Genomic DNA, 15233 nt, shown 5'->3' on the forward strand with positions numbered 1-15233 from the left:
GCGACCATAGCGTTTTGGACCCACCTGACTTCCATGCCGAACTCAGAAGTGAAACGAAATAGCGCCGATGGTAGTGTGGGGCTTCCCCATGTGAGAGTAGGACATCGCCAGGCTTTAAATTTGAAAAAGCCCACTCGAAAGAGTGGGCTTTTTTACGTTTCTGGGCTCTGAAAATTACCTAAGCAATCAGAGCTCAAACATCTATTGTTAAAGTGTAATGTATTTACTCTCCGCTACTTTCCAAAAAGCCTTCACTAATGGATTCTCTAACTGATTTTTGGTACAGCAGACACCAAGTTCAAACGGCTTAATTGGTAACACTTTTAAGCGATTTATCTTCTCCCTCACCGGGCTATTGTTGATCACGACATCAGGTGCGATACCCACACCGCATCCCAGTGCAACCATACTTACGATGGCTTCATGCCCTGACGTTTGCGCGTAGATTTTCGGCTTTATTTTCATTTGTTTGAGCCAAGCATTGGCTCTATCTCTTGCTGTCCCTGCTTCTGGGAGAATGAATGGAATGACTGACCAGTTTGGTCTTTCTTTTTGTAGCTCCTCCGCAAATGAACTCACGCCGACAGGAGCGATGACCGAAAGTGGTATTTCACTGATCGTTTCAAATGCGATTTTGCTTGGCATCTGCTCAGATTTGGCTGAGATGGCAATATCGGCTTCATCTGCTAGAATTTTGTCGATTGCTTGAGCCGGGTCGCCGGTTGATAGCTTAAATTCGATAAAAGGATGCTGCAGACGAAAATCAGAGATTAACTCTGGCAGGTGGCTGTAGCTTGCAGTAACCGAACAAAAGAGACGGATTTCTCCTTTCAACTCGTCCTCTGCTCCTTTTAGGTGACTTTGGTACTGCTGCCATTCGCCAAGAATTTTTAAGGCGACAGGAACCAGTTTTTTGCCTTGGCTCGTTAAATCAACGCTGCGATTGTCCCGCAAAAATAATTGTTGGCTAGTTTCTTCCTCTAGCTTTTGTACTTGTCTGCTCAAGGCTGAAGGACTCACATGCATCGCTGCTGCGGTCTTAGCGAAACTTTTACTCTCACACAGATGAATAAAAAGTTGCAGGCTTTTGATATTCATTAAATCTTCATTTCCATGTTGCACAAATTGCAATAACTAATTGTGAATATATCACTTTAAGCAATTTAATGTCTGTTTTAGTATGAAGTTATTCGGTAAGGCAATTACCGACCTCAATGGAAGAATCTCAAAGGAGCACCAAGATGGCTAATTATTTCAATACCTTAAACTTGCGCGAGCAGTTGGACCAATTAGGTCGTTGTCGCTTTATGGACCGTAGTGAATTTGCTTCAGAAGCGGATTACTTAAAAGGCAAGAAAGTGGTTATCGTAGGTTGTGGTGCTCAAGGTCTTAACCAAGGTCTGAATATGCGTGACTCTGGTCTAGACGTTGCTTACGCGCTTCGCCAAGCAGCAATTGATGAGCAACGCCAGTCATTCAAAAACGCAAAAGACAACGGTTTTGAGGTAGGTAGCTACGAAACGCTAATTCCACAAGCTGACTTAGTAGTAAACCTTACTCCTGATAAGCAGCACACAAACGTTGTTGAGACGATAATGCCGCTAATGAAAGAAGGCGCAGCGCTAGGTTACTCACACGGCTTCAACGTTGTTGAAGAGGGCATGCAAATCCGTAAAGACCTAACAGTAGTAATGGTTGCACCTAAGTGCCCGGGCACGGAAGTTCGTGAAGAGTACAAGCGTGGTTTCGGTGTTCCAACTCTTATCGCTGTTCACCCAGAGAACGACCCAAAAGGTGAAGGTTGGGATATCGCGAAAGCTTGGGCTGCAGCAACAGGTGGTCACCGTGCAGGCTGTTTAGAGTCTTCTTTTGTTGCTGAGGTGAAATCTGACCTAATGGGTGAGCAAACTATCCTTTGTGGCATGCTACAGGCTGGCTCTATCGTATGTTACGAGAAGATGATTGCTGATGGTATCGATCCTGGCTACGCAGGTAAGCTTCTTCAATACGGTTGGGAAACCATCACTGAAGCACTGAAGTTTGGTGGTATCACTCACATGATGGATCGCCTAACTAACCCTGCAAAAGTGAAAGCATTTGAGCTTTCTGAAGAGCTAAAAGAGCTGATGCGTCCGCTATACAACAAGCACATGGATGACATTATCACAGGTCACTTCTCTAGCACTATGATGGCTGACTGGGCAAGCGACGATGCGAACCTACTAGGCTGGCGTGCAGAAACGGGTGAAACTGCTTTCGAAAACTACCCAGAAACTGACGTAGAAATCTCTGAGCAAGAGTACTTCGATAACGGTATCCTGATGGTTGCTATGGTTCGTGCGGGTGTTGAGCTAGCATTCGAAGCAATGACGGCATCTGGCATCATCGATGAGTCTGCTTACTACGAGTCTCTACACGAGCTGCCACTTATCGCAAACACTATCGCACGTAAGCGTTTATACGAGATGAACGTGGTTATCTCTGATACGGCTGAATATGGTAACTACCTATTTGCTAATGTAGCAACGCCGCTACTGCGTGAAAAATTCATGCCTTCTGTTAGTACAGACGTCATTGGTAAAGGTCTAGGTGAAACGTCTAACCAAGTGGATAACGCGACTCTTATCGCTGTGAATGAAACAATCCGCAACCACCCTGTAGAATACATCGGTGAAGAACTACGTGGTTATATGACAGATATGAAGCGCATCGCGGTTGGTGGCTAATTTTCTTTGCTGCACAAAGCGGAGAAAATATTAAATGAACTCCAGGCAGACTGGAGTGGTAAATACAAAATAAAACACAACATCTAATCAAAAGGCTTGGTCGCCGTTGACCAAGCCTTTTTGTTTTTAGCCGATTTATCTGCGCGCCGATAAGAAAAACGCTCCTTTGTGAGGAGCGTTTTAACACTTATTTTTCTGCAAGCTTCTCTTCAAGCTCCGCCAATTTCTGTTCCATTTCTGTCAGTTTTTGACGCGTGCGCAGTAAAACTTGAGTTTGAACATCAAACTCTTCACGACTTACAACATCTAGCTTGTTTAGTTGGCCTTGGATTACTTGACGAACTTTCTGATCAACATCAGAGCCCAACTCTTTTACAGGTTGAGGCATTGAGTCGTGAATCTGTTTAGCAATTTGCTCTAATTTCTTTGGGTCAAACATAGTGGCTAAAACTCCTTTTGATTTGTCCTCATTTTAAGTAAATGATACGTGAAAGTCGCCATTTAGATGGCAAAAAAGAGAGCGGCAATAAAAAAGGTCACCGAAGTGACCTTTTTGAATGCCTTAAAAGCTTATCTGTTATCCGCTAATTCACGGTGGGCTGCTTTCGCTTCATCAACTCGTGCCAACTTCTCCAAGTCTTTGTCTTCAACAAATACTGGCAGTGGTTTGTGTTTTTCTGCTAGGTAGCTGTAAATCACAGGTAGTACGAATAGTGTGAACAATGTACCAATTGCTAGACCAGCAACGATTACGATACCGATACTGAAACGTTGCGCGGCACCTGCACCGGTAGCGTACATCAGCGGGATCAGACCTGCGATCATTGCTGCGGTTGTCATTAGGATAGGGCGAAGACGTACTTTCGCAGCCTCCATCACAGCATCAATACGAGACAGTTTATTATGTAACTGCTCTTCTTTGGCTACTTCACAGATCAAGATACCGTGCTTGGTGATCAGGCCGACCAGCGTGATCAAACCAACCTGCGAGTAGATGTTCATTGAGGCAGTACCCCACGCCAACGCGATCAAAGCACCACATATTGCTAGCGGTACAGATACCATGATGACAATAGGGTCGCGGAGTGATTCAAATTGAATCGCCAGAACGAGGAAGATGATCGCAAGTGCAAGACCAAAGGTTGCATACAAGGCACTACCTTCCGTTACAAACTGACGAGATTCGCCCATGTAATCGTGGTTATAGCCTGCAGGCAGTTTGGTTTGTGCGATGTCTTCAAACCAGTTAATTGCATCACCCATAGCAACGTTAGGCGATGGCACCGCACCTACCGTCGCGGAGTTTAGCTGGTTGAAGTGTGGCAAAGAGCGAGGCTCTGCTATCACATCAATCGTAATCAAGCTGCTTAGTGGGACGGCTTTACCATCAACAGAACGCACATAGTAGTTCTTCATCGACTCTGGGTTTAGACGCCATTTACGTTCAACTTGAGGAATCACTTCATATGAGCGGCCGTTAAGGTCGATACGGTTAACATAACCATCAGCCATCATGGTGCTGAGAGTGATACCAATATCTTGCATGGTCACACCATAGGCACCCGCTTTGTCTTTATCGATCTTAATCTTCATGGTTGCTGAATCGTAGTTCAGGTCTAGATCGGAATAGACAAACATTGGACTACTTGCAACATCGGTCAGGATATCGCTAGCGATAGTAAACAAGCTTTCGAAGCTATTTGGTGTCGTAATTACAAACTGGACAGGTAGGCCTGAGCCCGCACCAGGCAGTTCTGGCATTTGGAACGCAGTGACAGACATACCTGGGACACTTGAAACTAGGCCTCCCACACGCTTTGTGATTTCAGATTGACTTGCTTCTCGTTCACTCCATGGCTTCAATGTTGCTAGACCAAACGCTTGGTTTGAGTTCGGCACACCGTTAAATACCTGAGCGTATTCTACTTCTGGCTGATCAGAGAGAATCTTATTCACGTCATCCATGGTGTTTTGGATGTAGTCCAAGTTCGCGTTTGATGGTGCGGTACCCATCAGAACAACCACACCTTTATCTTCGGACGGCGCCAGCTCACTAGGAATAAACTTAAATAGAATCGGTAAGCTCGCAAATACAATTATCGCAAATGCAATTACAACAGGACGGTGAGCCATGACTGCTGTAAGCATTTTCTCATAGCGATTAGTCATGCCATCAAGGATATGATGAACTTTTTGCTCAAACTTGCTCGGTTTTTCATTCGCCTTCAGCATCTTTGAACACATCATAGGTGATAGCGTTAAAGCGATGATACCGGACACAAATACCGAACCTGCTAGCGTTAAAGCGAACTCTTTGAACAACGAGCCTGTAATACCGCCCATCAACGCGATTGGTGCGTATACCGCACCTAGCGTTAATGTCATCGCAATAACTGGCACTGCAATTTCACGCGTACCAATGATTGCTGCACGGAATGGTGACTCGCCTTCTTTGATATGACGGTCCACGTTTTCTAGTACCACGATCGCGTCATCCACCACCAGACCGATGGCAAGTACCATCGCCAGTAGTGTCATCAAGTTCCAAGAGAAGCCCATTGCCTGCATAACCATCGCTACACCAATCAAAGAGAGTGGAATAGTGACGATAGGAATGATGACCGCACGGAACGAACCTAGGAACAGTGTGATCACTACAAGTACGATAATTGCCGCTTCAAGAATCGTTTTCACTACTTCGTGAATTGACTCGTTGATCGCAATGGTAGAGTCGTACATCACGTTCATTTTGATGTTACTTGGTAAGTTGCGCTCAAGTTGAGGTAATAATTCAAGCACATCAGCAGCGATGTTGATTGGGTTGGCACTTGGCGCGGCGTTGATTGCAGCAACCACGGCTTCTTGACCGTTTGCACTTGCACGGTAAACGTCGTGACTCTTCTCAAGTGTTACCTTAGCGATATCACCTAAGCGAATAACGTCCCCTTCACCCGTTTTTACGACCAACGCTTCAAGTTCAGCAACGTTTGATACCTGAGTATCCGCGCTACCGTTATAAAGCACGAACTCACCCGTCGCTTGACCCGTCGCAGATTGGTAGTTGTTGGCGTTAAGAACGCTCATGACATCCGTTGCAGTCAGCTTTAACGCGCCCATTTTGGCTGGATCTAGCCATACGCGCAGCGCGTATTTCATACCACCGTAAAGGTCAACTTTTGATACACCATTTACAGTGAATAGCTGTGGGTTGATTACACGCTCAAGGTAGTCGGTGATCTGGCTGGAAGACAACTCGTCACTGGTAAAACCAATATACAATACCGCGGTAGTAGAACCGGTCGACATCGTTACGGTCGGGTCTTCGGCTTCTTTTGGAAGCTGGGAACGTACCGAGTTAGTTTTCGCTAAGATGTCAGCCAATGCCGCGTTTGGGTCGGTATTCAACTTCATGTTGACAGTAATGGTTGATTTACCTAACACCGATTGCGAGGTCATATAATCAATATTATCGGCTTGCGCCACCGCTTGCTCCAATGGCTGAGTAATAAAGCCCTGGATCAAGTTGGCACTTGCACCGTAGTAACTGGTGGTCACAGTGACCACTGTATTCGTCATTTCAGGGTATTCACGAACTTGCATTTTGAACACGGCTTGCAAACCAAGCAATGCAATCAAAAAACTGATCGATACCGCTAAAACTGGACGTTTTATAAAAACATCTGTAAAGCGCATGATGCCTCCAACTTAAAGCATTGGTGTTTCAGCAGGTGGGGTAGTTGCATCGCTTTCGACAATGCTTACTTTTGCGTGGTTACTTAAACGGACTTGACCCGATGTCACCACTACATCACCTGGCTTCACGCCTTCTAGAATGTGTGCGATATCTTTAGAGCGTTCGCCAACTTTTACCACATGCTGCTTAACGCGTTTCTCGCCATCTTCTTCCGTTACGATGTAAACATTGTCGCCGTATAGCGTAAACGTGATCGCAGTTTGAGGCAGAGTGACCTGATTTTCTAATTTAGGCAGAATGATGTTTGCACGTGCGAACATACCACTACGCAGTTTGCCATCACTGTTAGGGATATCTGCTTGAACCTGAATCAAGCCACTTTGTACGTTAACCGCAGGCTCAATTGCAGAAATTGAACCTTTGAAAGGCTGATCTGGGTAGGCATCCACGAAGATATCCACTTCTTGGTCGATATTGATACGTGAAATATCGGTTTGCGGCACGGTAAAGCGTAAACGCATCACGCTGGTGTCTTCCAGGCGAACAATATCGGTACCCGCTTGTAGGTACTGACCTAGGTACACGTTACGAATACCTACTACACCATCAAATGGCGCTTTGATCTCGCGTCGGTCGATGGTCGCTTTCAAGCTTTCAATGTCCGCTTTTAAGGAGAAGTAGTTCGCTTCTGCTTCGTCATACGCTTCTTTAGAAATAGAGCCTTTTTTAAATAACCCTTGATAGCGTTTGTATTTCGCTTCTGCTGCTGGCAACTTGGCTTGCGAGCTCTTTAAATTCGCTTTCTCAACGTCAGAGTCAAGCAGTACTAATGGCTGACCTGCTTTGACTTGAGTGCCGGAATCAAATGCGATTTTGTCGATAACACCACTGGTTTCGTTTGCGACCGTCACACCTTGGTTTGGTTCGATAAAACCGATAGCCTCGATCACTGGTACCCAATCAACCGCTTGTACTTCCGTCACGGTTACTGGGAACTCAGGTTCAGGACGGTTTGCCATGTATTCAGCAATCTTTTGTTGCTTAAATAAATTGAAACCTATCACGCTGCCGAACAAGAGAACGGCGATAAGTAACATAAAGAAAGTCCACTTTTTCATTCTATTAAGAACTCCAAGTTAGTGTTTAATAATTGCATCCCAACTGGCTTCAATAGCAGCTTCTAATGCCGCCTTATCCAGTTGATAAAATCCCAAAGCGTGTTTCCTAGCAAGTGCAACACTTGCCTCAAAACTCAACCCAGAAAGCACTTCGTTATCGAGAGGCTTGAATACGCCCTCTTCTTTCCCCTGATTAAAAAGAAGATCTACTTGGGCAAACATTTGTCTTTCAAGTTCCCGAGCTTTGCTACTATTTGAACAGGGTAGAGACTCATATTGAACTCGATTGCTGAGCGCATTTAAATTCGAGCTCGCTAGATTCCAAATATTGAGCCACATGGTTCGATATCGCTGTTTTAAAGGCATCTCTTCACTCACGCCCAGTTGCACAGCCGTAGCGACACGCTTTGCAACGTTAAGGCGTAATTCCTCCAAAAGATGTTCTTTATCTGAGAAATAACGATAAATCGTTCCTGCTGCGACACCTGCTTCATTGGCGAGCTTTTGCATGGAAAGCCCTTGAAAGCCCGATTCAGCAATGAGTTGCTCTGCAGCGACTAAGATTTGTTCTCGCTTATCTACAGCAGGGTTATCCTTCATAATCCTACCACCAGTGAATGAACGTTCATTCATTATAGCTCAAATACCCGCCTTTTATGCAACAGAATGTTGCGCTTGTTGGTATGAAAATTACAAGAAATCAGCGTAGCTTTCACGAGGCCACCCCTTTATCATAGGCGCCACATTTATCACCCGCAGAGAATTTCTATGAAGCTGAACCCTAGTCAAGATGAAGCCGTGAAATACGTGTCTGGTCCATGCCTAGTGCTAGCTGGTGCTGGCTCGGGCAAAACTCGTGTTATTACCAATAAAATCGCTTATCTGGTTCAGCAATGTGGCTACAAAGCGCGTAATATTGCAGCGGTGACGTTTACCAACAAAGCGGCGCGTGAAATGAAAGAACGTGTCGGCCAAACGTTGGGGAAAGCCGAGTCTAAAGGTTTGATGGTATCAACGTTCCACACCTTGGGATTAAACATCATCAAACGCGAATACAAGCATTTAGGATTGAAAGCGGGCTTTTCACTGTTTGATGACCAAGACCAACTGGCGCTACTCAAGGAACTTACCGAAAAGCAGCTTGATGGTGATAAAGATCTGCTACGTCAGCTTCTGAGTTGTATTTCCAATTGGAAAAACGACATGTTGACGCCAGAGCAAGCCAAAGCGCGTGCGCAAGGTGAGCAGCAACAATTGTTTGCGTTCTGCTTTGATATGTACCAAAAGCAAATGAAAGCCTATAACGCGCTCGATTTTGATGACCTAATTTTGATGCCCGTCTTACTCTTGCGCAATCATGAAGACGTTCGCCAACGTTGGCAGAATCGTATCCGCTATCTGTTGGTCGATGAGTACCAAGATACCAACACGAGTCAATATGAGTTGGTGAAATTAATCGTCGGTGAACGTGGGCGATTGACGGTCGTAGGAGATGATGACCAGTCCATTTATTCATGGCGTGGTGCGAAGCCTCAGAACCTAGTCTTGCTGGGTGAAGATTACCCGAATTTGCGATTGATTAAGTTGGAGCAAAACTACCGCTCTACGAGTCGAATCCTGCGTGCGGCCAACATTTTGATAGCCAACAACCCTCACGTCTATGAGAAGTCCTTATTTTCAGAAATTCCTGACGGTGAAAAACTCAAAGTGTTGTTGGCTAAAAATGAAGAGCATGAGGCTGAGCGTGTCACGGGGGAGTTGATTGCACACAAATTCTTGAATCGAACCGACTATCGTGATTACGCAATTTTGTACCGTGGTAACCACCAATCACGCTTAATTGAAAAGTCTCTAATGCAAAACCGTGTGCCGTATAAAATTTCTGGTGGCACCTCGTTTTTTGCACGAGCAGAAATTAAAGACATCATGGCGTATTTGCGCGTTTTGGTTAACCCAGATGACGACAATGCATTCTTACGCATTGTGAATACACCACGACGTGAAATTGGCCCTGTAACTTTAGAAAAGCTAGGCAGTTATGCCAATATGCGTGGGAAGAGCCTGTTTGAGTCGAGTTTTGAAATGGGGCTCGAACAGCACTTAACGGGACGCGGCCTGGAAAATTTACGTCGTTTCACCCAATGGTTAGTGGCGATTGCTGACCAAGCTGAGCGTGGTGATACCGTCGAAGCGGTTCGCTCGCTAGTTCGCGATATCCATTATGAAGATTGGCTATACGAAACTTCAGCAAGCCCGAAAGCCGCTGAAATGCGAATGAAGAACGTTTCTGATCTTTACTCGTGGATAGTGGCGGACCTAGAAGGTGACAACTACGATCAAGAAGAGAAAACGTTAAAAGAAGTCGTTCAACGTTTGACCTTGCGTGACATGATGGAACGTGGCGAAGAAGATGAAGACAGCGATGCAGTACAACTGATGACGCTGCACGCATCAAAAGGCCTTGAGTTCCCATATGTATACTTAATTGGGTCTGAAGAAGGTATTTTACCGCACCAAACCAGTATTGATGAAGACAACGTCGAAGAAGAGCGTCGTCTGATGTATGTTGGCATTACCCGTGCGCAGCGTGAACTGACTTTCACTATGTGCAAAGAGCGTCGACAGTTCGGCGAGTTGATAAAACCGACTCAAAGCCGATTTTTGGATGAGTTGCCATTTGATGACGTTGAATGGGAAGCCAATAAAAAGCCAGTATCAGCAGAAGAGCGTATGGCGAAAGGTCAGGCACACATTGCCAATATTCGAGCAATGTTTAAGAAGTAGAGTAACCTTGTTCTCACTGACTAAACACAAAAAGGCTTGCCAGTTGGCAAGCCTTTTTCATTGATGTCTTTACTTATAGACCTTCAATCATGTGGTCGATTGCTGCGATGATTTCATCGTCAGAACAGTCCATACAGGTTCCTTTGGCAGGCATCGCATTGAAGCCTTCTAACGCGTGCTTCACTAACGTCTCTTTGCCTTGTGCAATACGCGGTGCCCAGTCATCGGCATTACCTGTTTTAGGTGCGCCGTTTACGCCAGATGCGTGACAAGCAATACAAAAAGTACCATAAACTGTGGCGCCATCACGTGGACCGGTTGGTTCTTCTTTCACTGGCTCAGAGCCCGCTAGATAAACATCACCGACAGGTTGGATGCGTTCTGCGATCGCATCGTATTCAGTTTGGCTGATGTCAGAAGCTAAAGCTGCCGTAGAAAACGTTAAGGCAGCGAACAAAACGCTAATCATTTGTCGAGACATATCCATTAAACCCACTTCACATTCCCGAGGTAAGTGACTTACCTATTTATATAGTTAGAGTATTAATGCCGAGCAGAGAAATCACTAAATTCCACTGAATGGCATAGAATGATTAGACAACTTGGTTGCAGCTGTTAAATCAATGTAAATAATGGGTGATTATATCCCGATAACTTGTTGCAATAAACAACAAGTTATCCATGACAGGGCGTGAATCACATCAAAAATTCAGTTTAAAGGAAGATAACTGTCGAAAAAGAGACCAAACGATAAAAAAAGTAAAAAAAGTACTAGACGGCATAGTGTGATATCCGTATTATTCCACTCCGCCGATAGGGCATGCGCCCGTAGCTCAGTTGGATAGAGCGTTGGCCTCCGGAGCCAAAGGTCGAAGGTTCGAATCCTTTCGGGCGTACCATTGCCTCGGAGGATACATCGGTAAAAATCAGTGGTGGCTATAGCTCAGTTGGTAGAGCCCCGGATTGTGATTCCGGTTGTCGCGAGTTCAAGTCTCGTTAGCCACCCCATTCTTTCTTTTTTAGATTGAATGCGGTAGCATTGCTCCCAATCTTGATTAAATCAAGATAAAACATCGTCGGTGAATAGCGCAGTTTGGTAGCGCATCTGGTTTGGGACCAGAGGGTCGGGGGTTCGAATCCCTCTTCACCGACCACTATTTAGTTTATGGCTGAGATAGCGGTAAACATGACAATTTGATGGTGGCTATAGCTCAGTTGGTAGAGCCCCGGATTGTGATTCCGGTTGTCGCGAGTTCAAGTCTCGTTAGCCACCCCATTCTTTATTTAAAGAATACATGCTCGGTGAATAGCGCAGTTTGGTAGCGCATCTGGTTTGGGACCAGAGGGTCGGGGGTTCGAATCCCTCTTCACCGACCACTATTAGAAAGCCTGCTTTTTAGCAGGCTTTCGTCGTTTTAGAGTTTATTACATCGCTTGGGCGACTATTAGTCGACAGTATTTCAAAGGATTTGAACCCAAGTGGGGTTCGCCTGAAGTTAGAATTCGGCTCTTCACCGACCGCTATTTAGAGCCCCAGTCGAAAGACTGGGGCTTTTTTGCATCTATCCTCTTAAAAGCATCTGCATGCGATTTCAATTTCACCAAAAGTGTACAGCTCTAGGGGCTTTTGACCACCTATGATCCAAATGCTTTTCGAGCTGACAAAATAAACCCCAGAACGACGTCTGGGGTTTTGTGTTTTTCTAATCCGCTACTTTTATTGGGCGAGTGTTTTAAGGATTTCTCTCAGCTCTACCGTTTCTTGGATTTCAAAATTGGGCGTTATATCTGTTGAGTTACTCGCACCTGTCGCATTCACCCACACACTCAAAATACCCATATTGTTAGCGCCTGCTATATCTGCTGGTAAAGAGTCGCCAATGTGTAGGGCTTCTTCTGGTTTTACTTCGACCAAGTCGAGCGCTTTTTGGAAAATGCTCGCAGCGGGCTTCTCTTCAGGCTCTTCTCCCCCCACAATAATATGGTCCACCCAGTCGCTCATCTGTGTCGCGCTGAGTTTAGGGTGTTGAGAAAAAATCGGGCCGTTAGTGATCACGACGAGTTTATAATGCCGACGAAGGTCGCTGAGCATTTCTTTTACATCAGGGAAGAAAGTGAACGCGCCCATACGTGCAGAGTCAAAGTAGTCTTGAGCTTGTTGAGCCTCTTCGGCATTAATGCTGACTCCGTGCTCCGCCAATATGTTTTGGATCAGGCCACAACGGAACGCGTTTTCATCAGGTAGCAGAGCCACAAGGTGAGGGAATTCCGCATTCAGCTTCTTGTACACACCCTGTAAGTAGCGCTGTAAGAAAGCTTGTGGTTCGGTAACTTGCGGGTAGGTCTTATGAATCCAAGTCGTAAACTTTTGTCCTGCAACTTTATCGGCTTGTGACGTCGCACATAAAGTCTCGTCCATATCAAAAAAAATCGCTTTAAGCACAGGGGCTCCTTTCATTTACAGCTTGGCTCTAACATTGATTATCTATTATCCCACTCTCAATTGTGCCGTAAAGGGTTAAAATCGACGTGCTTCACCTACACTGGGAGAGTGATGGTAACCGCACTTTCTTTTGTTTAGTCAACAAACCGCTTAAGCGGCGCATAATCGTCGTCGACAGAGGATTTGTGTGGTTTTGCTGTTGTGTTCACGTTTTAGCCTATCCTTTCTCTTTCTAAGTTTGGCTTTTTATATTTGCCGACTATTTTATTAATAGTTTTTTATGTTGAAAAATTGCTTTTCGCATACGATATTGTTTGTTAAATGTTAACAATCACATATGAATAATGTGGGTAATGGTTCTGGTTGGCCCATGCTTATTTTTAGAGCATTTTTCTAGTTTTATTGGTGCATGGCGCACAAAAATAGTGTGATATGAAAATGGTTAAATACTTGTTAATGCATTTTTATTCGCTCATTGTGCGTTTATTTAATGTTTTCTCGGCGGAATATACTTTAATTGTTGCTTTTTTGTGTGATTTTTGCCAAATTGTTTCCGCATTAAGATTTCAGAGTATTATTCTGAATTTGAACGGATTCATTCAGGTGATGAATGGTGCCTTTGGCGCGATTCGATACCACAGACAAGGCAGTAGAGGTCTGAAATGTCACTATTAGAAGTGAAAAACCTTCGTATTGAATACCCATCCCGACACGGCGTTCACGCTGCCGTGAAGTCACTTTCTTTTCATATTGAACGTGGTGAAATCGTGGGTGTTGTTGGCGAATCAGGTGCGGGTAAATCCACCGTTGGTAACGCCGTTATTGATTTGCTTAGCCTTCCAGGTCGCGTTGCTAGCGGCGATGTTTTCTTGGATGGAGAAAAAATTTCTGGTTTATCACCAGAAGCGATGCGTAAGGTTCGCGGATCGAAGATTGGTTTTATTTTCCAAGATCCAATGACCTCACTTAACCCACTTTTTACGGTTGAGCAGCAGCTGAAAGAGACGATCCACGCCAACATGAAAGTCTCTGATGAAGAGGCGTATCAGCGTGCGCTTTCTCTAATGCAGCAAGTTGGCATCCCGCAGCCAGAAAACCGCTTAAAACAATACCCACACCAATTCTCTGGTGGTATGCGTCAGCGTGTCGTCATTGCGATTGCTTTGGCTGGTGAGCCAGATCTGATCATCGCCGATGAGCCAACTACGGCACTGGACGTATCAATCCAAGACCAAATCCTCAACTTGATCCGAGAATTGTGTATCAAGAATAATGTCGGCTGTATGCTGGTCACTCACGATATGGGTGTGGTCTCCAACGTCACTGACCGCGTCGCGGTAATGTATCGTGGTGACTTGGTGGAGTTTGGACCAACAGCCAAAGTGTTGGGCGATCCTGATCACTCCTATACTCGCAGCCTAATTTCAGCCGTTCCACGTTCAGACAGAAAGCTTGATCGCTTCCCTTTGGTCAGCTACATCGAAGAAGCGGCAGAAATGGAGCCACTCGACATCAAGAATCACTGGCTAGGACAAAGCCAGGATGAGCGCGAGTACACAGGCCCGCTTTTGGACGTGAAGAACGTTAATCTGCGCTTTGTCACCAAAGACTCTTTATTTGAAAGCCGTCGCGAATACGTGCAGGCATCCAATAATGTGAGCTTTGAAGTGCATGAAGGCGAAACCTTTGGTTTGGTGGGTGAGTCTGGCTCTGGTAAATCAACCATTGCGCGAGTTATTGCTGGTTTATACCAACCTAACTCTGGTCAGGTGAAGTTTGAGGGTATTGACCTGACAGCTTTAACCTCTGAGAAAGAACGCCGCCCAATGCGTCGTCAAATGCAGATGGTGTTCCAAAACCCGTATACCTCAATGAACCCTCGTATGAAGGTATTCGATATTATTGCTGAGCCAATCCGTTTTCATAAACTGACGAAAAACGAGTCGGAAACTCGCCAAATCGTGAATGACCTTCTCGATCATGTTGGTTTGGGTCGTATGGCAGGGCTTAAGTACCCTCATGAATTCTCCGGTGGTCAGCGTCAGCGTATTTCTATTGCGCGTGCGTTGGCGACTCGTCCTCGACTTTTGATTTGTGATGAACCGACATCGGCACTGGACGTATCGGTACAGGCACAAATTCTAAACTTGCTGAAAGATCTGCAAAGTGAGCTGAACTTGACTATGTTGTTTATCAGCCACGATTTACCTGTTATTCGCCAGATGTGTGACCGAGTAGGTGTGATGCAAATGGGTACACTGTTAGAAGTGGCACCAACAGAACAGTTATTCACGGCACCTCAACACGAATACAGCAAAAAATTGATTTCTCTGATGCCTGAATTTACAGGCTTGCGAGAAGAGATCGAGACGGCATAAACCAAGCACCTCACTTGGTTAACCTTTAGTCATAACAAAGACGCAAACACAACAACAAGGGATCCGTATCCCCGCATGAAGGAGTTATGC

Annotated in this window: 10 protein-coding genes, 5 tRNA genes and 1 rRNA gene; 9 read left to right on the plus strand and 7 right to left on the minus strand. The window is 45.3% G+C overall.

Annotated elements, in window-relative coordinates; genetic code table 11:
- Nucleotides 1-113 (plus strand): 5S ribosomal RNA (gene rrf / locus NL644_RS16050); the annotation flags it as partial.
- Nucleotides 114-207: 94 nt separating this feature from the next.
- Here the strand turns inward: rrf and ilvY are convergent.
- Complete coding sequence (gene ilvY / locus NL644_RS16055) at nucleotides 208-1098, minus strand: HTH-type transcriptional activator IlvY (protein WP_114323008.1); 891 nt, start codon at nucleotides 1096-1098, stop codon at nucleotides 208-210.
- Nucleotides 1099-1241: 143 nt separating this feature from the next.
- Between ilvY and ilvC the strand changes: the two genes are divergently transcribed.
- Nucleotides 1242-2726: a ketol-acid reductoisomerase gene (gene ilvC, locus NL644_RS16060; RefSeq protein ID WP_048624577.1), complete on the plus strand. Its 1485-nt coding sequence runs from the start codon at nucleotides 1242-1244 to the stop codon at nucleotides 2724-2726.
- 187 nt (nucleotides 2727-2913) lie between these two features.
- Here the strand turns inward: ilvC and NL644_RS16065 are convergent, their stop codons facing one another.
- From NL644_RS16065 to NL644_RS16080, 4 genes are all read right to left on the minus strand, one after another.
- Nucleotides 2914-3165, minus strand: coding sequence for an accessory factor UbiK family protein (locus tag NL644_RS16065; RefSeq protein ID WP_005398178.1), 252 nt, complete (start codon nucleotides 3163-3165; stop codon nucleotides 2914-2916).
- 131 nt (nucleotides 3166-3296) lie between these two features.
- Nucleotides 3297-6419 (minus strand): multidrug efflux RND transporter permease subunit VmeD, encoded by a 3123-nt coding sequence (gene vmeD, locus NL644_RS16070; protein ID WP_048624578.1) that lies wholly within the window; start codon nucleotides 6417-6419, stop codon nucleotides 3297-3299.
- A 12-nt stretch (nucleotides 6420-6431) separates the two neighbouring features.
- The gene (vmeC, locus tag NL644_RS16075) at nucleotides 6432-7538 is read right to left on the minus strand and encodes a multidrug efflux RND transporter periplasmic adaptor subunit VmeC (RefSeq protein WP_005398173.1); all 1107 of its coding nucleotides are present in this window, start codon (nucleotides 7536-7538) and stop codon (nucleotides 6432-6434) included.
- Between the two features lie 18 nt (nucleotides 7539-7556).
- Nucleotides 7557-8138 carry a TetR/AcrR family transcriptional regulator gene (locus NL644_RS16080; RefSeq protein ID WP_005398171.1) on the minus strand — a complete coding sequence of 194 codons (582 nt, stop codon included), beginning with the start codon at nucleotides 8136-8138 and terminating at the stop codon, nucleotides 7557-7559.
- Between the two features lie 168 nt (nucleotides 8139-8306).
- Between NL644_RS16080 and rep the strand changes: the two genes are divergently transcribed.
- The gene (gene rep / locus NL644_RS16085; protein ID WP_109168649.1) at nucleotides 8307-10322 is read left to right on the plus strand and encodes a DNA helicase Rep; all 2016 of its coding nucleotides are present in this window, start codon (nucleotides 8307-8309) and stop codon (nucleotides 10320-10322) included.
- A 73-nt stretch (nucleotides 10323-10395) separates the two neighbouring features.
- Here the strand turns inward: rep and NL644_RS16090 are convergent, their stop codons facing one another.
- A complete protein-coding gene (locus NL644_RS16090; RefSeq protein WP_012841248.1) occupies nucleotides 10396-10809 on the minus strand; it encodes a cytochrome c5 family protein in 414 nt (137 codons plus the stop codon).
- 335 nt (nucleotides 10810-11144) lie between these two features.
- Here NL644_RS16090 and NL644_RS16095 point away from each other — a divergent pair.
- From NL644_RS16095 to NL644_RS16115, 5 genes are all read left to right on the plus strand, one after another.
- Nucleotides 11145-11221: transfer RNA gene (locus NL644_RS16095), tRNA-Arg, on the plus strand.
- A 33-nt stretch (nucleotides 11222-11254) separates the two neighbouring features.
- Nucleotides 11255-11330: transfer RNA gene (locus tag NL644_RS16100), tRNA-His, on the plus strand.
- A 69-nt stretch (nucleotides 11331-11399) separates the two neighbouring features.
- A tRNA-Pro gene (locus NL644_RS16105) sits at nucleotides 11400-11476 on the plus strand.
- A gap of 46 nt (nucleotides 11477-11522) precedes the next feature.
- Nucleotides 11523-11598: transfer RNA gene (locus NL644_RS16110), tRNA-His, on the plus strand.
- A 24-nt stretch (nucleotides 11599-11622) separates the two neighbouring features.
- Nucleotides 11623-11699 (plus strand) — tRNA-Pro (locus NL644_RS16115).
- A 340-nt stretch (nucleotides 11700-12039) separates the two neighbouring features.
- Here NL644_RS16115 and NL644_RS16120 read toward each other — a convergent pair.
- Nucleotides 12040-12765 carry an HAD family hydrolase gene (locus tag NL644_RS16120; RefSeq protein WP_114323010.1) on the minus strand — a complete coding sequence of 242 codons (726 nt, stop codon included), beginning with the start codon at nucleotides 12763-12765 and terminating at the stop codon, nucleotides 12040-12042.
- Between the two features lie 662 nt (nucleotides 12766-13427).
- Between NL644_RS16120 and NL644_RS16125 the strand changes: the two genes are divergently transcribed.
- Entirely contained in the window at nucleotides 13428-15143 is a 1716-nt protein-coding gene (locus tag NL644_RS16125; RefSeq protein ID WP_253658626.1) for an ABC transporter ATP-binding protein, read from the plus strand.
- Nucleotides 15144-15233: the final 90 nt, after the last annotated feature.

This window comes from Vibrio sp. Y10_XG_PY6 (assembly GCF_024181795.1).
Classification (GTDB): Bacteria; Pseudomonadota; Gammaproteobacteria; order Enterobacterales; family Vibrionaceae; genus Vibrio; species Vibrio diabolicus.